The following is a 20,190-nucleotide window of genomic DNA, read 5'->3' on the forward strand; positions in this document are numbered from 1 at the left end:
TCCCCCACTCCCTATCTCCCCCACTCCTCTGCTGTCTCAACGCGCAAATGACAAACATCTCTAGCTTACCTGGGATGAATGTGAAATCTGGGTGACATTCCTGGATTGACAATAGCAGCTAACTCTTCTGAAGACAAATTGCTCAATTCTGTCTCTAATTCTTGTACTGTAAAGTTATAGCCACGCTCTTTTGCAATTTTGATAAAAGCTTCTGGCTCAGATGCTGCTTTGAGTCTTTCCTTTAATGCTTGATCCTGTTTTACTGCTTTGAAAAGTTGAGATGCATGTTGTTGTACCATCATCTTCCATCTCCTATTTTAAATCTGAGATTTAATGCAATAAATTAGCTCCTGTGGTTTTACCAAATCCAGTTCAGGTAGCTACTATGCTTATATATTTCGATCTTGAACTAAAAATGAGAATTCTGAATCTATCTTGACAAATGTTTACGATAATCATGTAGAGACGTTCCGTCGGAACGTCTCTACGACTACAACAAACCAACCATATGCAGTAAACCACGTCCGGTGATTAACTCTATAATCAATGCTAAAAAGCCGAGCATGGCAATTCTACCATTCCAAACTTCTGCACTTGATGTCATCCCCCACTCCCAACGTTCTGGTGGGTAAATTCTCACCTTTTTCTTCATTTGGGTGACTTGTGACAGTTTGAGACTGGGAGCTTTCAATGCTTCTATCACTAAGTCTGCTAATGCTCTAATAAATATGGGATGGGTGTTGAGGGCGGGTACGCGACGGAAGTTGTGAATTCCGGCTTCTTCTGCTACTTCGCGATACTCGATGTCAATTTCTTGCAGTGTCTCAATGTGTTCGGAGACAAAACTAATTGGTACTACTACCAAATCTTTCACGCCTTTTGCTCCTAATTCTGGGATAGCTTCTTCCGTATATGGTTGTAACCATTCTACCGGACCTACGCGACTTTGGTAAGCTAAGGTATAGGGATTGGGACGATTGAGGGTTTGCAGAATTAGGTGAGTGCATTCCTCAATTTCTTGTTGATAAGGATCGCCTGCTTCTTCAACGTAGCTTTTTGGTACACCGTGAGCGCTGAAAAAGATATGGGCTTCGTCAGGATTGGAACATTGATCGATTTCTTGGGCAATTAATTCTGCCATTGCTTGCAGGTAGCCTGGTTTTTTGTACCATGAGGGAATCACGGTGTATTCAATGGGTTGGAGTTTGGGATTTTCTCGCCAAAGTTTTGCTAAGAGCCTAAAGCTGGAACCACTGGTACTGATGGAAAATTGGGGATAAAGTGGTAATATAACCAAACGTTCAATGCCATCTTGGGCAATTCTGGCGATCGCTTCTTCGGTGTATGGATACCAATAGCGCATCCCAACATAAATCTTTGCTTGTTCTCCCAATGCTTCAAGTTGTGCTTTTAAGGCTTCTCCTTGAGCTTCGGTGATGCGTCGTAGTGGAGAACCACCGCCTATTTGCTTATAATTCTCTTGAGATTCTTTCTTTCGCCGTGAAGATATTAGCCAAGCCAGGGGTTTTTGCAACCAGGGAAACGGTAGGCGAATAATTTCTGGATCTGAAAACAGGTTAAAGAGAAATGGTCCTACATCGTCGAGCTTATCTGGACCACCAAGGTTGAGCAATAATACGCCTACACGACCCATACTATTTTACCATCCCCCAATATTTATTAGCTTTTTTTACTAATGTTAACAATAATATCTTTATTAAATACCCTAAATTCAGAATCAGGAAAGAAGCTATGGCAACAATTTTCAGAGATCTGAGTTACCGCTATCAATGGCTTTATGATGGCATATCGCGTCTAGCCGCTCTCAGCATAGGCGGAGAGGCGCGTTTCCACCAATTACCTTTACAAAACTTATCAATTTCCTCAGACACCAAGGTACTAGATTTGTGCTGTGGTAGCGGTCAAGCAACTAAGTACTTGGTAAAATATTCACAAAACGTAACAGGTTTAGATGCATCGCCGCTGTCTTTAAAAAGAGCCAGACAAAATGTTCCTCAAGCAGAGTATGTGGAGGCTTTTGCAGAAGAGATGCCGTTTGCGGATAATGAATTTGATGTAGTGCATACCAGCGTCGCATTGCATGAAATGGCTCCGGAGCAATTGAGAAAGATTATCGAAGAAGTATATCGGGTGTTGAAGCCAGGTGGAGTGTTTACGTTGGTAGATTTTCATCCTCCCACCAATCCAGTCTTCTTACCTGGGTTATGGGTGTTTTTGCTGTTGTTTGAGACGGAGACTGCTTGGCAATTGTTGAAAACTGATTTGGTTGGGTTATTGAGAGAGAGGGGGTTTGAGAGTACCGAGTTAACTTTGTATGCGGGTGGGAGTTTGCAGGTGATACGGGCAATTCGTAATTGAAGAGTTAATTATGATTTACTCCTATAGCGCCCTCAATTTAATTATATAAACCGCCAAGACGCCTTCGCGAAGCGTCTCGAAGAGAAGGACGCCAAGCTGATGAAGCATGGACGCAGAAACTGATTATTGTTTGCTATGACTATGTAAAAATAAATTCAATCTGTGATGATAAACTAATGACCTGGGCAACTGGACAAAAGTTACACCGCGATAAGTATGAAATAAAACAAGAGTTAGGACGGGGGCGCATTGCAATTACCTATCTGGCAACAAATAGGGATAACTTGAATGTTGTTATTAAAACACTGAATCCCGATGTGCTTAACCAACTGACTCTTCAAGATCGCAATTATCTAGAATCAGGGTTTGCAGATGAAGCCCCCAAGCTAGCAAGATGCGCACACGCCAATATTGTCCGCGTGATAGAGACATTTAAGGAAGGGGATTTACTATGCATAGTAATAGAGTATATTCATGGAAATAATTTAGCTAATATTGTCAAAGCCCGAAAATTTTTACCAGAACAAGAAGCTATAGATTATATCCAGCAAATTGGACAAGCACTGATTGAAGTTCATAAACAAGGATTCTTACATCGAGATGTGAAACCAGAAAATATCATGGTGCGGGCGGGTACTACCCAAGCTGTTTTGATAGACTTTGATTTAGCAAGGGGTTTCGACAATCCCCTCACAAGTCGCGGTGCTAGAGTTGATGGATTTACACCGATTGAACTTTACTTCAACTCGGCAAAACGACAGTCGCAGCGCGGTGCTTGGACGGATGTTTATTCTTTAGCAGCAACTTTATATGTATTATTAACTGGACAACAGCCAGTTTCTGCGACAGATCGTAAAGACCAAAGTAAGCGATTAATTGAACCATTAGAACTGAACAATCAAATTAGCGATCGCCTTAACAAAGCTATTATTCATGGGATGCAACTAGAACCAGAAAAACGTCCCCAGACTGTAGACGACTGGTTGAAGGAATTGGGATTGAAAACAAGGAGTTTTACTTTCCCCAAACTACTGTGGGCACAACCTCTATGGGCGGTAATACTGGAGATTATGGGTGTTTTGGCATTATTTGCAGCATTGATATCAGGAATTAAAGACGGTACAGATTTATTAAAGGATTGGTTTCCCAATCAACCACCTACTCTTAACCATTCTACCCCCAATCAACAGCAAAACAGGTGACAATCACCACAGTGCTGACCTCATCCTCAGACGTGTCAAAATCATTAATAGTTCTCAATAAAACGAGGTATATGTTCTGGGCAAAAGGGCAGCTAATACACAACGGCAAATATCAGATAGAGAGAATGTTGGGCGGTGGTGGTTTCGCTGTCACCTACCAAGCAATCCATACCACGCTCAATCGCCTAGTCGTCATCAAAACACCAAACCAAAATGTCCAAAACGATCCAGACTATCCCAAGTATGTTGAGCGCTTTAAAAAAGAAGCGCAGATGCTGGCAGAATGTTGTACAGACTCCCACCCTCATATTGTACAGGTCTTCGATTTATTTGAAGAAGATGGTCGCCACTGCCTAGTGATGCAATATATACCAGGCGAGAGTTTATGGCAGTTTGTGCAGCGCATCGGGGCATTATCGGAAACTGAAGCCGTTAAGTACATCCACCAAATTGGGATAGCTTTAGTGGAAGTACATAAAAAAGGAGTTTGGCATCTTGATGTCACCCCTCCTAATATTATGCTCAGTTTTGATTCGGGGCTTCCTAACTCTGGTAAGGCGGTGCTGATTGACTTTGGTATTGCTGGAGACATGTCGCCACCTAGTACCCTTTCGAGGTCTTTTGGTAATAAGGCATTTGCGCCGTATGAATTAATTAGCAAAGGTATTCGTCATCCAACAGTGGATGTGTACTGTTTAGCTGCGTCTCTGTACTATGCGGTAACTGGACAAATACCCACCAAATCCTTAAACCGTAAGTTTGAAAGCGAGAAATTATCACCACCAAAGCAACTTGTCCCCAGTCTCAGCGATGCGGTGAATCAAGCAATTTGGAAAGGTATGGCGTTGGAGGCAAAAAACCGTCCTCAAACGATGCAAGAGTGGTTGAATTTATTGCCTGAAAACACCCCACCTCCAACTCCTCGTCCCAAACTACCTTGGACGCAACCTCTTAGGAAGTGGATATTAGCGATTATTGTTTTGTTGGCGCTATTCACAGCATTGATACCAGTGATATCACAATTGACAACGCAAAACTCGCCATTACCAATCAATTCATCCACACCAAAAGTGACAAAAGTAGATTACTCTAATCTAGAGAACTTGCTTAGAGCCAAAAAATGGAAAGAAGCGGATGAGGAAACTTCCAGACTGATGCTGAAAGTAGCTGGCAGAGAAAAAGAAGGCCGGCTAGATGAGCAAAGCATTAGCAACTTTCCCTGTAATGAATTACGCACTATTGACCAACTTTGGGTAAAATACAGTAATGAGCGCTTTGGCTTTAGCGTACAAAAGCGCATTTGGGATCAGGTAGGCGGCATGGTAAGCAACCGAGGAGACACTTATGAGAAGTATACGAAGTTAGCTGATCGTGTCGGCTGGCGCAAGAATACTGAATGGCAGAAGTATAATCAACTAAACTTTTCCCTAGAAGCTCCCGTGGGGCATCTCCCCACCATTACAGAGCACCATATGAATCCCTTACCAGATTTTTTTGGCGACGTGGTCGATTCTTCTCTCATGTCCATCTCTGTGAAGTGTAACATATAAAGCTTACAGAAAATTGTGAAGATTTATAAATAACTCTTTTTCCACGAAGTCTTGCGGCTTCTTGCTTTCCGATACCTGGTACTGGGTGGTAGAGAAGTCTTCTGGGTGTGCTTGTAGTACGATGCAGGCAAATTGGGAATTATAACAGTTAGCAAAGATAAACTTGGACGCGACTTCTTCTATTTCTTGGTTCGCTGCTTCCCATTCATCCCAAAGTAGTCTCATTGGCGATCGCCCAAGATATGATCAGATGATTGATTTTTCCCCCGTAAGATTAGCTTTTGCTTGAGTAAAAAGCGCCAATGCTCCATTGATACTTGGACAAACAAACTTTTTTCTAGAGTTTGATGTTGGTTTTTACCGCTCTAACTATTATTTCCCCTAGACTTGATAATTATGATATATATGTCATAATATAAAATATATGATATGGGAAATACTTTTTCACGACGAGTTTGAAGCATGGTTCGACCAGCAAGATCCCGCACTTCAAGAAGAGATTGCTGCGGTACTTGATGTGCTATCCGAGGAAGGACCAACTCTAGGGAGACCTTACGTTGATACGATTTCTGAGTCGTCCTTTAACAACATGAAGGAGCTGCGAGTACAGTTTAGAGGGTTTCCGTGGAGAATCCTTTTTGCCTTCGATCCAGAGCGAAAAGCAATTCTCTTAGTGGGCGGGAATAAGCAAGGGAACAAGCGATGGTATGAGGAGAACATTCCCATAGCTGACAAACGTTTTAAAGAACATTTAGAAGAGTTACAAAGAAGAAACCAGCAATGAAATCTTATCAAGAAAAAAGAAAGGAGTTTTCACCAGAAGCTCAAAAGCGCATAACTGCTCGATCTCAGGAGATAAAGAACGAACTTCACATCCTCAAGGCAATTAGAGAAATTACAGGAATGTCTCAAGAAGTACTCGCTGAACGCCTTGGAGTTGATCAGTCTTACATTTCACGACTTGAACGACGAGATAACATCACGCTTGCTACACTTGCGAATATCATCCGTGCTCTTGGTGGTTCCATAGAGATTGCGATTCATCTTCCTGAGCGGGAACCTGTAAAGTTCTCGAATCTCGAAGCTCTTTTCGCCCTTGATGCACAACACGATCAAACATGAGCAAGAATGAAATAAGTGAGTTTCGGTGGAAAGTTCGCATGGGCATTTCGCCGCAACAGTCATTGGCTAAATTTACTCCGTTGTTCCAACTCCTCACGGCTGGCACGAACTATCTCAATTGTATCCACCAATGGTAGATGACTAATTAGTTCATCTAAGCATTCAAGAGCGTTGAGGGCTGCTTGACGCTTCAAGGACTGCATTTGGGCAATTCCATCTTTGATAAGTTCGAGTGCCAACGCATCCAGTGAAAGATTGCGTCGCTGGGCTTCAGCTATTAAGGTAGAACGCTCTTGCAGAGATAGTTGAATAGTCAGGGGCTGGGAGTCATTCATTTTACATATCAGTTGAATAATTAACTCAATTCTATATAATAGAGTTCACCTATTACAGTGCTGGAAACAAATACCGCCTCAGCTTCTACATAAAGTTGCTGAACTAACGTGTCTTTCGGTTAACACGCACCTTACTATTAAACCGTTACACCCTAAGTAAAAGCTGTGGACTTGTCTTTTACCGTAAGTACTTTTGCTATTGGACAACAGGAGCGGAGTCTACTGTCAGGTAACGCTTACCACTTAATGGCGATCGCGCAAGATATGATGTAGAAGAAAGTCAAAAAGAAAAAATAGTGGTCAACTGAAAATGACTTTAACCGAAATCCTTCCTGCAATTGAGCAACTTTCCTCACAAGAAAAGCTGAAGTTAATCCGTATCCTAGCTGAACAACTGGATACTAAAGAAGATATCTCTCCTTTAGAGCCATATAAAACTTACCACTTGCCAACACCGTATGATAACTTTGGGGTTGGAGAACTCTTAATGCAAGCTATGGAGCGAACTTCCCAAAGCGATTAAATATAAAAGATGCGATTTAAATACTCAACTACCAATCCATCTCAAAACGAGTTTGACAGCTTGCCAAGAATTCCGTTGATTCTCCACACTAATGAACAATTGGTAGAGGTGATTGCTTTGGTAGATAGTGGTGCAACAATTAACGTTTTGCCCTATGAAATTGGTATCCAGCTTGGCGGAGTTTGGGATGATAGTAAAGCAATTCTTCGATTAGCAGGAAATCTTAGCAACCAACCAGCGATGCCTTTGTTCGCTATTGCCCAGATAGGTGATTTTGCCCCCGTAAGATTAGCATTTGCTTGGGGAAAAAGTGCCAATGCTCCATTGATACTTGGACAAACAAACTTTTTTCTAGAATTTGATGTTTGTTTTTATCGCTCCAAATTGGAATTCGAGGTAAAACCCAGGCAGGAATAAACAACTCATATCAAATCCGTTTGTATCGGAATTATTCCTTCTTCTCCCTCTGCGCCCTCAGCGTCTCGGCGGTTTTTTAATCATTCAGACCAAGCGGATTTGATATCAAATGATCGCTCCAGGTAACTCTTGAGCATAGCCAATATACCAGTCATCTACTTTTTCAAACACTGCAGTAAAGGTGTTTTCCATGTAATTTCCTAGATTAACCAACAATCTTGCTGAACTGATGTGTTTCTTGGAAGCAAAGCGATAATAATATTGATATTTAGTAAAAACTTACTACTCATTCAGTCCATGCTTTTAAATCTGCCTGTCCCCAATTTTCTTCTGCTGCTTCTAGCATAACTTTTGCGTCTTGATCTGAGATAACACCAGCAAATTGTAGCAAATCTTTACCAGGCACACCCACAGGGTTTTTCATCGCTAAAAATTGCGCAAAATCCAGTACTTGCTGCTGTTGCTCATTACTCAATTTATTAAGTTGGGCAAGAATCTGTTTTTCAAATAATGGGTTAATCATAAATTTCCGTTCTTTGTTTAACTGTCACACTTTCAATTTTGGCAGAAATATTCTTGGTGCAAGCGCTCTTGCCAGAAACCGCGTCCATGTGCTTCTCACATTCGGCAAGGTTTTGATCTGTTATAATAATCCCCGGTAACGAATAAAAAGCAAAATTACTGCCCAAGAACCTAATGCGACTTTGACTGCAACTAGGATGTTGAGTATGGGGACAACACCGCCACTGAAGAGTGCGCCCAATTCTCCGTGGGGTAATTCTATTCCAGCTAGAGTTATAGCTGATAGTACAATGAAGATCAGAACTGAAACTTTCTCTAGTGTAGCGGCGTGCCACTGCTTGTAGATCCGTTGCATCCACTCGGGTGATGAGGTAATGGCAATTAATCCAATCGCTGTTCCTCCCGCTACTCCTGCTGCAAAACCACCGCCTGGGCTGAGATGCCCCCGAATCGCTAGTTCGATACTTACCATCGCGGCAATGGTTGCTCCTAGACGCGCTAGAACAATGGATGGTTGATCGTTGAAAAGATAAACTTTGCTGGAGGGCTTTTCATTGGCTAGCAGATAGTAAGCACCCATGATGGCGATCGTAAATACAATCACCTCGAAGATGGTATCATATAGTCTGTTCCTGAGAATAATCGTCGAAACTACATTGGGTATCCCACCATCTTTGACAAGCGCTTCGACTATGGAGATACCTGGTTCTGATGCTGGATTGGGCATGATCAGGAATTTGATGTACAGCGCTATGCCCGCAGCAATGTATACCCATTTCATGTCTGCCCCTCCTTTGAATTTGGTGTATTTACATAGGTCAGGTTTGTTACTGTTGACGAAAGTTCGCCTTGTATGATATCGTATACACGGCGGACTCTAATTGCAGTTTGATAGGGTAATTTTTCGTCTTGATCTTCTGAGTGGGACAGTCGAGAACAAGTGGCATGAACTTCTTTATCCATTAGTGCCTGGTGTAAGGCATGGTTATCTTCGTAGGTTACTAGTTCCAGACGCATATGGCGTTTGCGAAAGATTGTGCGTAAGTCTTCTATGAGAAGATTAAAGTGGCGATCGCTATCTTTTTGTACAGACTCATCTTTAAGCAAGCCCAGACGCAGTACCAGTGATGAACGCACGGCAACCGTATAGAGCGTAATTGCTAGCATAGTACCCACCAATGCTTCGGTTAAAGCAACATCTGCTGCCCCCAAAATCGCATATGTCATTGCCGCCAACGCTCCTAATATGCCACGGATAACCAGGGCATTGTATGGGTTGACCTCAAATACCACCATACACGCAGCCAAGGGCAGCAGGGCGATGATAAAAGAGACGTAGCTATCATTCATAGTTACCTCCGCTACTAGAACAGTAAGCTAATACGTACCCCAGCACTGTATTCCAGATTGCTAAGGAGATGATGGCGAGGATGAGTAGTGGCCATTTACTGGGTATCATCAATAACATCCCGAACATGATACTCATGGAGCCGAGCGTATCGGCAACTGAAAGACTATGAAGCTTAAACAATAGCGATCGCTTGCCCAGGAGGTGAGAGGTTCCCCAAAACCAGAAAACTATTCCTACGCCAATGCAGGTATAACTTAATATGTTTATCATATATTATCACTCATTCGTTTGAGTACATTAGCCAGCAGCATTAATGAAGCATTACCCACACTGAGAATAATTATCCCAACAACACCGACCATCCAATCATCGCGCAAGACGGATACGACCACGATCATAATTGATGTCTTAGACGCGATACTTGAAAATGCCAACAACTTCTGCCAGACATCTTCATCCTTCCATGCTTCGTAGATGGGTATGAGCAGTGCCAGAATCATTGCTATAATTACCAGGTTCAAATTCATGCGTCTTTCCTCCGTTTCACCCGGTGTACTTCATACCAACCATCCTCGTGGTATTTCTGAACAATAGTCTTTGGCGTAAAAGTAATCAAGAATATATCCAAGAATATCAAACCGGGTGTACGTCCTGGTTTGACTCGTTCCATCGTTATATCTTCTTCTTCATGGGGACGGATAATGATTTCAAATGCCTCAAGATACGCTTGCGGAATCGCCACTATAATCTCACCCAGCACACGCAGCCAATCTTTTAATGCTTCCGGGGTTTTTTGACGACCGGGCAATAGAAGTGCTATGGTGACGCCAATAATGATATTTTCTAGACTGAAATTGGCAGTAAGCAGAAACCAGATGACCAGTCGTAAGATCAGATTTAGATGCCCAACCATGCAAATCCCTTCCAAAATAGTAGGATTAAAATCAGACTCATCACACCAATTAGATGGTCAAATTGTTCAAAGGCACGCGGTAGCCTGACTACTGAGCTTTTAAAAATCACAAAGTAAGCCACCCATCCAATGCCGATGGTAGCGAGAGGTTTGATGATATTCGCAACGCTATACGCCTCGTAATAAGCAATATTTGCTACAAACAGCCCACCTATCAACAGGATTACTGCTGCCCAGAAACCAGGGCTTGCATCCCCTTGGACCTCACCCCCACGCGGTAAAAATATGAATTTGGCAAACGATATTGCCGTTCCCAGGGCAGCAATGTTCATAGCAATAGCTTGCCAAGGTAGGAAATTCTTCGATGTCAACACCTTCGCCCCAAAGCCCGACAACAAGGGAAAGCCGGAAATCGAGAAACTAGCTATGACTAGGGCAATCCAGAGCGGGGTATATATCGGCTGATGTTGCAGTTCCTTCAGGTTTCGACTTGGTAAGACACCAGCGATGAGAAAGAGTGCCGCTTTTACCAATCCGTGCGTGAGCGCATAAAAACCACCGACTTTAGGGGCAGCGAGGATAAAACCTAACTGGGAAACCGTGTGAAACGCCAGCATCCGCTTGGTATCCTTTTCATAGACTGCATAAAACACTCCTAAAAGCGCGGTGCAAACTCCAAAGGTTCTCACTATCGGATCAACCTGATCAATTATCAGCGCACAACGCACTAATGGATAGACACCTGCTTTTACCACAATTCCCGACAGCATTGCCGACACTGGCGTTTCCGATTCGGAGTGGGTTAAAGGCAACCATAATCCCGATACAAAAATTCCCCCTTTTGTCAAGAGTCCTACAAAGATCAGGGCAAGAGCTTCTGGAGGTGCCACGCCCAAACCAGCAAAACTAAACGAATGATGTGCCTGATATACCAGCACCGCGCCAACGAGATAAAATAGCATTGCCACGTTGCTGACAAACAGATAGCGTAAACCAACCCAAATTGAGCGATCGCTTCTGGGATAAGCTATCAAGAGAAACGCGGCAATACCGCTCACCTCTAACGCCACGTATAAACTGATCAAATCTGCACAAGCAAACGCCGCATTAATACTGCCATGCAAAATCACAGTTTGTGCGTAAAAAAAAGCTGTCTTACCGCTGTGCCAACAGTAGAGGATAACTGCGGCTGTTACCAGCGCATTAGTTAAAATAAAGTAGCCGCTTAATTGGTCAACTACTAAAATAACGCCGAAATTATCTAGTAATTTTAATGTCAGTGGTGACGAGACAAATAGCTGCAATGCATATCCCAAAGAAACAAAAGCTACGCACAATGAGAGGTATTTGTCAAGTCTTGGGATGAGAGAAATGACGAATCCTAAAAAAAACGGTAGTGCAATCCACGCGATCGTAATGGTACTCATGGCGTATAGTTCTTCTCGATCTCGTTACTTTCCAAAGTCGGATTATCCCGTGCCAGCTTCATGACACCAACTAGCATTAGAGATTGAATCGAAAATCCGATCACAATCGCCGTCAATATCACCGCTTGGGGAACCGGATCAGCATATGCGCTATTTTTGACGTTAGACACAATTGGTGTCACAAACCCATTTCGTGATGCAATCAGCACATAATAAGCAATCACCCCCGTACTCATAACATCCATCGAAATGATCTTCATCACAAGGTTCTTTTTCCAGATGATGCCGAAAAATCCGCACAACATTGTTGCGAACACATATGCTTCTAACACGGGAATTACCTGTTGGATAAGGGTTTGCTGCTACTGTAAATTTGGGGTAATCACGGTGATTACCCACATAAATGTCACTTAAATCACCCAGCAACATCCGCTGGTTGTTTAACTTCCACAACTTCTTCAACCTCCACAGGTTGTTTAAACACCAACCGTAAAAAAGGTGGAGCCAAGAAAGTTGTTAAAATTACCATAATGATAATCGCCGCCTGCAAGGGTTTGTCAAGGGTTCCGCTAGCTGCACCAATACCAAGAAACACCAATCCAACTTCACCCCGTGGAATCATGCCAACTCCAATCGCCCAGCGGTTAATTCCGGGTTGGTTGAAAACTGCCCAACCAGTGACAACTTTGCCAATAATTGCCACTACAATCAAGAACGCAGCGATAATTAATCCCTGGCGATTCTCAGGAATGGCAGGATTGAGAACACCTAAATCAACTCTGGCACCCACGGTGACAAAGAAAATTGGCACCAAAATATCGGCGATGGGAATCACCTGTTGATCGAGTTCTTTGCGCTTATCAGTTTCATCCAAGACTAAGCCTGCTGCAAAAGCGCCTAAGATGGCTTCTAAATGAATCGCGTTACCAAGGAAACCCATGAAAAATGCAAAGATAAACGCTGGAATGATTAATTTGCCCCGTGTTTGTAGTTTATCAGCGATCGCGACAAAGCTGTTGTTGAAGAACTTACCCAGTAGAATCGAACCCAGCAGAAACACTGTGGCGCTGACAATTAAATAGATGACGTTGAAAATATCCACCTCGCCAGTTTTGGCAAGACTAGCGACTACCGCCAACACGATAATACCCAAAACATCATCAATAACCGCAGCACCAACAATTATTTGCCCTTCTCTAGACTTGAGTTGTCCTATTTCTGACAACACTTTGGAAGTAATGCCAATACTAGTTGCAGTCAAAGCTGCACCTGCAAAAATCGCGGGAATAGCTGACAGATGAAACAAATACATCAATCCTACAGTACCAGCCACAAACGGAACCACCACCCCGACACAAGCCACAATCGCCGCTTGATAACCGACTTTTTGCAGTTCCCGTAAGTCGGACTCCAGACCAATTTCAAATAGCAGGACAATTACACCTAGTTCTGCTAAGATGGAAATTGCTTCGCTCTGACTTTCAAAGATGGACTGTACCGCCTCCGGACTGAGGTTGTCAATCATTTGCAGGATGGTCATGAGTACCGAGTCAGAAGCGTTGGCTCCACTTTCGGGAAACACCAGCAGATGCAAAGCGGAAGCACCCACTACAACACCGCCAACCAATTCACCTAAAACCGGGGGTAAGTCAAATTTCTTTGATAACTCGCCGCCTATCTTACTTGCAATATATATAACAACTAAGCTCAGTAATACTGCGGTGAGAACAATGGGAGCGTTTTCTGCCTTAGTTGCTGTAGCTAGTAGCGGATGAATTGGAACCAAAAGCTGAGGTAAGAATATACTTAAATTTACTATCTGCATGGTGAATACGTGAGTAATTTTGATGAGTTCGCAGTTGCGCTATCTTCGCGAAGACAGCGCTAACTAATAACTAGTTTTGTTGCTTAACCCAACTTATGTAACAACGTCAGGAGCTCCAGATTGATAATTATCGGAACCAGAATCATTACCGTAGTGATACCTCACAGCAGCCGTACCATCGCTATATCCCCTAACCAAGGCAACTGCCTGCCGCAGCGCTTCAGTTCTATCCATCAAAATTTGATTTTGAGGTAAGAGGTCGAAGATTCCTAACTTTTCCAGCCGTCGCTGGATTTTGCCAGTAGCACCAACGATAAAAACTTTACGGTCTTTCTCAATGGCATCTTTGATGGTATTTTCAATCGCCAAGGAAGCAGTCACACCTAACAGAGGAACATCGCTCAAATCGACAATCAGCACATCATGGTCTTTCATTGCTGTTTGCTCGCGAGCAATTGCTTTGGACACTCCGAAAATCATTGGTCCACTGAGGTAGAACAGCAGGACGCGATTATTAGCTTGGTCAAGTAACAGCTTCTCTTCTTTAGTTAAGACAATTTCATCATCAGCATCGCTAACAGTTTTAACTTCATGGGATTGCAGCTCAGACAGACGCTCGATAGTCAAGATATTGGCGATAAACACCCCAACACCAACCGCAACAATCAGGTCAACAAATACAGTGAGTAACAACACACCGTACATGATTAAGGTTCCCTTCATCGATACCTTATGAGCACGCTTGAGGAAACTCCAGTCGAGAATGTCAATACCCACCTTGAGGGCGATACCTGCTAACACCGCCATTGGAATACTTTGGGTCAAACGAGCTGCACCCAAAACTACAACGAGCAGTACTAACGCACGAGTGATACCAGACAGCGCTGTTTTTGCACCAGTTTGAATATTAACTACGGTACCCATCGTGGCACCAGCACCAGGCAAACCACCACATAACCCAGTAACCAGGTTGCCAATGCCTTGACCGATTAATTCTTTGTCAGAGTCGTGTTGAGTGCGAGTGATGCTGTCAGCAATGACGGCGGTGAGCAAGGTATCAATACAACCCAGCATCCCTAGAACCAGACCATCAAGGATCATTACCGTTATCTGACCTGAGGTAAAGACTGGCAACTGCAATTCCGGCAGTCCCACAGGAATTTCGCCAATCCGTCGAATCTCAACGCCACTGAAGAAGACCAGGGAAATTACTGTTCCTACTATTAACGCCACCAGTTGTGGTGGAACAATCCGCTTGAACTTAGTTGGCATGAGGAAAAGAATTGCCAACGTTATTGCTCCCAAGGTAGCTTCGGCAGGATTGATATTTGATAATAGTTGGGGCAAGTTTTGAACTACACCTACTACGCCACCCTTAGGACTAGGCTGTCCCACAAACGGCGCAATTTGCAAGATGACGAGGATAACGCCAATTCCAGACATGAAGCCCGAAATTACGCTGTAGGGCATGAGGGTAATGTATTTCCCCAGCTTAAATACACCGAAGATAATTTGAAATATTCCGGCTAACATGACTACAGTAAACGCCATTGCCAAGCCGTTCTCTGGGTTTCTTGCCGTCATCCCAGCCACTATCGTGGTCATCACCACAGTCATCGGTCCAGTTGGTTCAGAAATGAGGGTGGGTGTGCCTCCGAACAGCGCTGCAAAAAAGCCGACGCACACCGCACCGTAAAGACCAGCCACCGCACCAGCACCAGAGGCGACACCGAAAGCCAGTGCCAGTGGCAAAGAGACGACAGCGGTGGTTAAACCACCAAAAATATCGCCGCGCAGGTTCCTAAAATGGATAAGATTTGTAATTCGCATTTTCCTGCTTTATGATAAACGACAACCCGTTGATTCAAAAACATACCCCTAATCTTGCCACTACCCCACAAACATAATTTGCCTTATGCAACAACAAATCCAAGAACATTGCGAGTCGCGAACTCAACTTAACCTATGCATCTTTTTGTAAATAAATATGTTATTCAGAAATAAATGGTTGAGCCGCCTGTACAATGAAAATATCCGGCTTTATATTGGTATTTGGCAAAGATTAATTCACCAATTACTGTGAGCAGCAACTAGCTGTTTAACGAGAGATAGTGGTGGTTGTGGTCAGATCTATTTTCTCGGCTTGATTAACACAACTTTGGCACAAGCATGATCAGTGGGTAAGAATAGATTAAAAAAAATTTGATGCTAAAATGCTCTGTCATAAAGTATTTAAGTAAGTAAACGTTTTTGAAAGCAATTGAAAGCTCAGCAAGAAGGATGTATCTCTTGCATTTTTAAGCAACCTTAAATTTATAAATGCTCATGGTTTCTTAGCCTTTCCTCAAAAAGAGTCTAAGTAGACTCTTCTTCGCTAAGCCTAGAGAAATTCAGGAACTTTATATTCTGAAATGTTGTCGGATATCTAATTGGTGTACTAAGAAATAGTGTACAGCTATAGAAGACACAATGATTAATTCATTGCCTTTATTTATTAAAAATATATTAAATCGATGTCATAAGCAAATATTTATATATCTGGATTTATTTATCCTACAAGTTCTATTAAATAGATTATTATCTATGATAATGATTAGATTTAGTTGAAAATTTTTGGCTTGACAATTGTGAGCCGACGTTCAAGTGTGATATTATCAAAGAATGTCATCAAAAGTCACTTCCTGAACCATATTTACTCGCATCAATCAAGCGATCGCAATAATATTTAACCACACTAGGCAACTCCACCCTAGTTGGTAGCCGTTGACTCAAAGAAAATAAAGCCGAATAAATACCCAAATTACCGTAATGCACCATCCAATCAAGTAAATTTATCCATCCTACTTGAGTTATGCTGGAGATTTTTGCGATAGTTGATCTGTTTGTAGAGCATCGCAAATACCAAAAGTTAAACGCTGTAAGTGACGCATCATCGGGACCAAACCACCAAAACTCAAGGGAGATTGATTACCACTGCTATCTCCTACTGGGAGAATGCGACTCCAAGGCATTTGGAGTTAATGACGGTAAGTTGAGTTACTTTAGGATAATAAAGGTGATTGTGATCTGGGAGGCGATGATGTTACAAACTTTTAAGGCGATTTTGAGGGGAAACTGTTTAGAGTGGACGGAAGAAACACCAGATCTAGGCGACCAACCGATTATGGTTCATATTACAATAGTGCAAGACAATTTGAGTGAAGATACTGCCTCTCGCGGTCAAAAAATGGCGGAGATCCTGGAGAAACTTGCTGCTAACAATGCTTTTGCTGGAGTTGATCCAATCGCTTGGCAGCGTGATGTACGCTCCAGACGACATCTTCCTGGTAGAGATTCTTAATGCTTCTTGATAGCAACATTATCATCTACTCAGCACAACCATAACATGCTGCACTCCGTCAGTGCGGAAACAGCAGTTGCATCAGTGTTTAGTTAACCACATTTGCGGCTACTCAAAGTACCTCTGTCTGCTTCTCGGGTTCAAAGTCCCTTCCTGAACCATATTTACTCGCATCAATCAAGCGATCGCAATAATATTTAACCACACTAGGCAACTCCACCCTAGTTGGTAGCCTTTGACTCAAAGAAAATAAAGCCGAATAAATACCCAAATTACCGTAATGCACCATCCAATCAAGTAAATTTGCCCAGCCAACTTGAGGTATCACCTTGACAACTACTCCAGGATGTGTTATAGCTGTTTTCAGTAAAGTTTGCGTGAGCGCCGGAAACTGCACCACGTCTTGTAAAAATGGCTTAAGTACAGGTTCGCCTAGTTGTTGCATGGCAAGGAATACCGCAGACAGCAGTTCATTAATTTGATTTGGAGCAACTTTCTGATTTACGCCCACGCTCATTGCCTTTTGAAATAACCAAGTAACAGCTAAACTTGGTTGATAAGGTTGTAATAATGCTAAAGATTTTTGCGATAGTTGATCTGTTTGTAGAGCATCGTAAATACCAAAAGTCAACCGCTGCAAGTGACGCACCATTGCGCCAAAACCACCAAAACTCAAGGGAGATTGACTGCCACTGCTATCTCCTACTGGGAGAATGCGACTCCAAGGCATTTGGAGTGGATGGCGGTAGGCGGGAAAAAAGCCAAACAAAGCTCGTTTGAAGGTAAGCTGGTTTAATTCCACATTTTGATATTCTCGCATCAAGCGTAAATATTCCTCAAACAAAGCTTCTAGACTCATACGTTGTGGATGGGCATCCAGATAAGTAAATAAATAAGTAGTTCTCCCATCTCTAGCCGGAAAAGCTTCCCAAAAGTATTGACACTGATGCTGAATAGGTGTAAAAGATAATAATAGGTCACCTGTGCTGTTTTCAGGAAAACCTTGAGCGCATGTACCTACAACTAGACAAAGTGCATCTGGTTTTCGCCCAAGACGTGCTTGCAGTACGATGGGAGAAAGATGTCCCATAGCATCAATCAACAATCTAGTTTTGAATTCCCCATTAACAAACACTCCATCTGGGTGAACGACAGCAGTTGTAAACGGTGTGTTTTCAAACAGCTTTCCACCAGCAGCTAAAAATCTTTGCTTTAAAGTTTCTAGCAGGTAAACTGGATCAACACCAATATTTAAAACATCCTGTACCCAAACTTCTGTACCACCAAGAAAGCTAACTCTGGCTTTGGGATATTGAGTTGCGATCGCATTTTCTAATTCATCAGGAGTAAGCAAATTCAACTGCAAAAACACTTCCAACTCTGAGCGAGAAATATTCCACTCTTGTTCCCTACCCCGTAAAACTCCTCTTTCCAGTAACGCCACTCGTACTCCCTTCAAAGCCAAGGCGCAACCAATTAAAATGCCGAGAGTACCACCACAGATAACCGCATCCCAATCCACAGTACCCAATGGCTGCTTATCTTCCATTACTACCATTGGTACTGGAGACGTACCCTCTCTAATAGATGCTAGTATGCGATCGCTCTTTTGTAACCCTGATAAAACATCCCCTGGTAGTTGAGAGAGAATCTCGTGCGTTAGAGACATATAGACTTTCCTAGTCCAAGCTTTGATACATATTTATCTGTGTTCATCTGTGTTCATCTGTGGTTAATTACTTTATGGAAGTGAGAACCGCCATATCAAAATTAATCCTAGCAGAGTATTTATTTTCATCGTACCGAACTAGAAAAGTATTTTTTTCTTAAATTTATACCTGATTTATAAAGAAACAGTAAAGTGATACCAAGTACTGTTGTAATATAAATAAGGTTGACTAAAATTCACAAGTATTATAAAAAAATGCATGACAAAATCAAAATAATATTATGAAAATTGCCTTTTTCGTTGGGGATTTTCCAGTTTTATCCAAAACTTTTATCTTAAATCAAATCACAGGTTTAATTTCCCAGGGACACGAAATTGATATTTACGCTTACCTTCCAGAAGAGACAGACAAAGTACATCCAGATGTAGAAAAATATCAATTATTTGCTCGGACACATTACGTACCCAAAATTCCCAAAAATTACTTGTGGCGCTTACTCAAAGGATTATTCCTCATCTTGAGAAACTTTCATAAAGCTCCTTTAGTATTAGTGCGATCACTCAATGCCTTCAAGTATCGTAGACAAGCGACATCAATGCGGTTGCTCTACCTAGTAATACCATTATTAAAGTCACAACCCTACGATATTATTCACTGTCAATTTGGGATGAACGGGATTGAAGGAATGATGTTGCGGGAGATTAATGCCATCAAAGGAAAACTCATAACTTCGTTTCGCGGCTACGATATTAGCTTGTATGTAAAACAGTACGGAGAACACTATTATGACAAATTATTTGTCAAAGGAGACTTTTTTCTCGCTAACTGTAAATTTTTTCGACAAAGAGCAATCAAACTAGGATGTAACCCAGCAAAAATTATTGTCCACGGTTCAGGAATAGACTGTAATCGATTTCGCTATAAACCACGTAAACCCAACCTTGATGGAGTAACTCAAATTGTTACCGTTGGTCGTTTAGTCGAAAAAAAAGGGATAGAATATGGTATTCGGGCTGTGGCTAAGTTGACTCATCCCATTAATTACACCATTATTGGCGATGGGAATTTTAAGGAGCAACTACAGGAACTAATTTATGCACTAGGTGTGAGTGATAAAGTTAAGCTACTTGGTTGGAAAAATCAACAAGAAATAATTAAAATTCTTGAAGATATGCATATTTTAATTGCTCCCAGTATTACAGGAAGTGATGGCAATCAAGATGCTCCTGTAAACACATTAAAAGAAGCAATGGCAATGGGAATGCCTGTAATAGGTACTCTTCATGGTGGGATACCTGAGTTAGTAGAAGATGGTATTTCTGGTTTTCTTGTACCAGAGAAAGATGCAGATGCGATCGCCTTGAAGTTAAACTACCTCATCAAGCATCCAGAAGTGTGGGAATCGATGGGTTCATCTGGGCGTACTTTTGTCAAAACACATTACGACATTAATAAACTCAATGATGAATTAGTGGAAATTTATCGACAAGTAGTGAAGAGTAATTCACAAGTTATTCAGGAACCTAAATATTCTACTTATGAGTATTTAGAACCACAGATGCACACAGATAAACACAGATGAGTAATTATCTGAGGTTTCATTTTCATAAGTTG

The 20,190-nt window shown here is 42.2% G+C and carries 24 protein-coding genes and 1 pseudogene; 9 read left to right on the top strand and 16 right to left on the bottom strand.

Features of this window, described 5'->3' with window-relative positions; translation table 11 throughout:
* Positions 1-65: 65 nt before the first annotated feature.
* Positions 66-299: a Nif11-like leader peptide family natural product precursor gene (locus ICL16_RS17265; protein WP_190830114.1), complete on the bottom strand. Its 234-nt coding sequence runs from the start codon at positions 297-299 to the stop codon at positions 66-68.
* Between the two features lie 191 nt (positions 300-490).
* Positions 491-1,654 (bottom strand): ferrochelatase, encoded by a 1,164-nt coding sequence (gene hemH / locus ICL16_RS17270; protein ID WP_190829960.1) that lies wholly within the window; start codon positions 1,652-1,654, stop codon positions 491-493.
* A gap of 98 nt (positions 1,655-1,752) precedes the next feature.
* Here hemH and ICL16_RS17275 point away from each other — a divergent pair, with 98 nt between their 5' ends.
* From ICL16_RS17275 to ICL16_RS17285, 3 genes are all read left to right on the top strand, one after another.
* Positions 1,753-2,379 carry a class I SAM-dependent methyltransferase gene (locus ICL16_RS17275; RefSeq protein ID WP_190829962.1) on the top strand — a complete coding sequence of 209 codons (627 nt, stop codon included), beginning with the start codon at positions 1,753-1,755 and terminating at the stop codon, positions 2,377-2,379.
* A gap of 176 nt (positions 2,380-2,555) precedes the next feature.
* Positions 2,556-3,581 carry a serine/threonine protein kinase gene (locus ICL16_RS17280; protein WP_190829964.1) on the top strand — a complete coding sequence of 342 codons (1,026 nt, stop codon included), beginning with the start codon at positions 2,556-2,558 and terminating at the stop codon, positions 3,579-3,581.
* 71 nt (positions 3,582-3,652) lie between these two features.
* The gene (locus ICL16_RS17285; protein ID WP_190830116.1) at positions 3,653-5,131 is read left to right on the top strand and encodes a serine/threonine-protein kinase; all 1,479 of its coding nucleotides are present in this window, start codon (positions 3,653-3,655) and stop codon (positions 5,129-5,131) included.
* Between the two features lie 3 nt (positions 5,132-5,134).
* Here the strand turns inward: ICL16_RS17285 and ICL16_RS17290 are convergent, their stop codons facing one another.
* Positions 5,135-5,356, bottom strand: a complete 222-nt coding sequence (locus ICL16_RS17290; RefSeq protein WP_190830123.1) for a hypothetical protein — start codon at positions 5,354-5,356, stop codon at positions 5,135-5,137.
* Between the two features lie 199 nt (positions 5,357-5,555).
* Here ICL16_RS17290 and ICL16_RS17295 point away from each other — a divergent pair, with 199 nt between their 5' ends.
* Together ICL16_RS17295 and ICL16_RS17300 are read left to right on the top strand one after the other, a co-directional pair.
* Complete coding sequence (locus tag ICL16_RS17295; RefSeq protein ID WP_190829966.1) at positions 5,556-5,915, top strand: type II toxin-antitoxin system RelE/ParE family toxin; 360 nt, start codon at positions 5,556-5,558, stop codon at positions 5,913-5,915.
* Positions 5,912-6,253 (top strand): helix-turn-helix domain-containing protein, encoded by a 342-nt coding sequence (locus ICL16_RS17300; protein ID WP_190829968.1) that lies wholly within the window; start codon positions 5,912-5,914, stop codon positions 6,251-6,253. Before ICL16_RS17295 ends, ICL16_RS17300 begins: the two co-directional genes overlap by 4 nt.
* Before the next feature lie 59 nt (positions 6,254-6,312).
* Here the strand turns inward: ICL16_RS17300 and ICL16_RS17305 are convergent, their stop codons facing one another.
* Positions 6,313-6,588, bottom strand: coding sequence for a hypothetical protein (locus tag ICL16_RS17305; protein WP_190829970.1), 276 nt, complete (start codon positions 6,586-6,588; stop codon positions 6,313-6,315).
* 310 nt (positions 6,589-6,898) lie between these two features.
* Here ICL16_RS17305 and ICL16_RS17310 point away from each other — a divergent pair, with 310 nt between their 5' ends.
* Together ICL16_RS17310 and ICL16_RS17315 are read left to right on the top strand one after the other, a co-directional pair.
* Entirely contained in the window at positions 6,899-7,111 is a 213-nt protein-coding gene (locus tag ICL16_RS17310; RefSeq protein WP_190829973.1) for a hypothetical protein, read from the top strand.
* Between the two features lie 9 nt (positions 7,112-7,120).
* The gene (locus tag ICL16_RS17315) at positions 7,121-7,528 is read left to right on the top strand and encodes a hypothetical protein (RefSeq protein ID WP_190829975.1); all 408 of its coding nucleotides are present in this window, start codon (positions 7,121-7,123) and stop codon (positions 7,526-7,528) included.
* A gap of 286 nt (positions 7,529-7,814) precedes the next feature.
* On the opposite strand, the gene ICL16_RS17325 is transcribed toward ICL16_RS17315, so the two are convergent.
* The 11 genes and pseudogenes from ICL16_RS17325 to ICL16_RS17375 all read right to left on the bottom strand — a co-directional run.
* Positions 7,815-8,051, bottom strand: a complete 237-nt coding sequence (locus ICL16_RS17325; RefSeq protein ID WP_190829977.1) for a hypothetical protein — start codon at positions 8,049-8,051, stop codon at positions 7,815-7,817.
* A 120-nt stretch (positions 8,052-8,171) separates the two neighbouring features.
* On the bottom strand, positions 8,172-8,831 hold the full coding sequence (locus ICL16_RS17330; protein WP_190829980.1) for a Na(+)/H(+) antiporter subunit B: 660 nt from the start codon (positions 8,829-8,831) through the stop codon (positions 8,172-8,174).
* Positions 8,828-9,400 (bottom strand): DUF4040 domain-containing protein, encoded by a 573-nt coding sequence (locus ICL16_RS17335; protein WP_190829983.1) that lies wholly within the window; start codon positions 9,398-9,400, stop codon positions 8,828-8,830. Before ICL16_RS17335 ends, ICL16_RS17330 begins: the two co-directional genes overlap by 4 nt.
* Positions 9,393-9,671, bottom strand: a complete 279-nt coding sequence (locus tag ICL16_RS17340; RefSeq protein ID WP_190829985.1) for a monovalent cation/H(+) antiporter subunit G — start codon at positions 9,669-9,671, stop codon at positions 9,393-9,395. Before ICL16_RS17340 ends, ICL16_RS17335 begins: the two co-directional genes overlap by 8 nt.
* Positions 9,668-9,928 (bottom strand): hypothetical protein, encoded by a 261-nt coding sequence (locus tag ICL16_RS17345; RefSeq protein ID WP_190829987.1) that lies wholly within the window; start codon positions 9,926-9,928, stop codon positions 9,668-9,670. The genes ICL16_RS17340 and ICL16_RS17345 overlap by 4 nt, the downstream gene beginning before the upstream one ends.
* Positions 9,925-10,314 (bottom strand): Na+/H+ antiporter subunit E, encoded by a 390-nt coding sequence (locus ICL16_RS17350; protein WP_190829989.1) that lies wholly within the window; start codon positions 10,312-10,314, stop codon positions 9,925-9,927. The genes ICL16_RS17345 and ICL16_RS17350 overlap by 4 nt, the downstream gene beginning before the upstream one ends.
* A complete protein-coding gene (locus ICL16_RS17355; protein WP_190829991.1) occupies positions 10,299-11,741 on the bottom strand; it encodes a cation:proton antiporter in 1,443 nt (480 codons plus the stop codon). The genes ICL16_RS17350 and ICL16_RS17355 overlap by 16 nt, the downstream gene beginning before the upstream one ends.
* Positions 11,738-12,073 carry an NADH-quinone oxidoreductase subunit K gene (locus ICL16_RS17360; RefSeq protein ID WP_190829993.1) on the bottom strand — a complete coding sequence of 112 codons (336 nt, stop codon included), beginning with the start codon at positions 12,071-12,073 and terminating at the stop codon, positions 11,738-11,740. Before ICL16_RS17360 ends, ICL16_RS17355 begins: the two co-directional genes overlap by 4 nt.
* An 83-nt stretch (positions 12,074-12,156) precedes the next feature.
* The gene (locus ICL16_RS17365; RefSeq protein ID WP_190829995.1) at positions 12,157-13,566 is read right to left on the bottom strand and encodes a cation:proton antiporter; all 1,410 of its coding nucleotides are present in this window, start codon (positions 13,564-13,566) and stop codon (positions 12,157-12,159) included.
* 93 nt (positions 13,567-13,659) lie between these two features.
* Positions 13,660-15,396: a bicarbonate transporter BicA gene (gene bicA, locus ICL16_RS17370; RefSeq protein ID WP_190829997.1), complete on the bottom strand. Its 1,737-nt coding sequence runs from the start codon at positions 15,394-15,396 to the stop codon at positions 13,660-13,662.
* An 837-nt stretch (positions 15,397-16,233) separates the two neighbouring features.
* Positions 16,234-16,583, bottom strand: a pseudogene (locus ICL16_RS17375) (FAD-binding oxidoreductase); the annotation flags it as partial.
* Between the two features lie 38 nt (positions 16,584-16,621).
* Here ICL16_RS17375 and ICL16_RS17380 point away from each other — a divergent pair.
* Positions 16,622-16,906: a hypothetical protein gene (locus ICL16_RS17380; RefSeq protein ID WP_337907051.1), complete on the top strand. Its 285-nt coding sequence runs from the start codon at positions 16,622-16,624 to the stop codon at positions 16,904-16,906.
* Positions 16,907-17,018: 112 nt separating this feature from the next.
* On the opposite strand, the gene ICL16_RS17385 is transcribed toward ICL16_RS17380, so the two are convergent.
* Positions 17,019-18,575 (bottom strand): FAD-dependent oxidoreductase, encoded by a 1,557-nt coding sequence (locus tag ICL16_RS17385; RefSeq protein WP_190829999.1) that lies wholly within the window; start codon positions 18,573-18,575, stop codon positions 17,019-17,021.
* A 281-nt stretch (positions 18,576-18,856) separates the two neighbouring features.
* Here ICL16_RS17385 and ICL16_RS17390 point away from each other — a divergent pair, with 281 nt between their 5' ends.
* Positions 18,857-20,158 carry a glycosyltransferase gene (locus ICL16_RS17390; RefSeq protein ID WP_190830001.1) on the top strand — a complete coding sequence of 434 codons (1,302 nt, stop codon included), beginning with the start codon at positions 18,857-18,859 and terminating at the stop codon, positions 20,156-20,158.
* Positions 20,159-20,190: the final 32 nt, after the last annotated feature.

This window comes from Iningainema tapete BLCC-T55 (assembly GCF_014698965.1).
GTDB lineage: Bacteria > Cyanobacteriota > Cyanobacteriia > Cyanobacteriales > Nostocaceae > Iningainema > Iningainema tapete.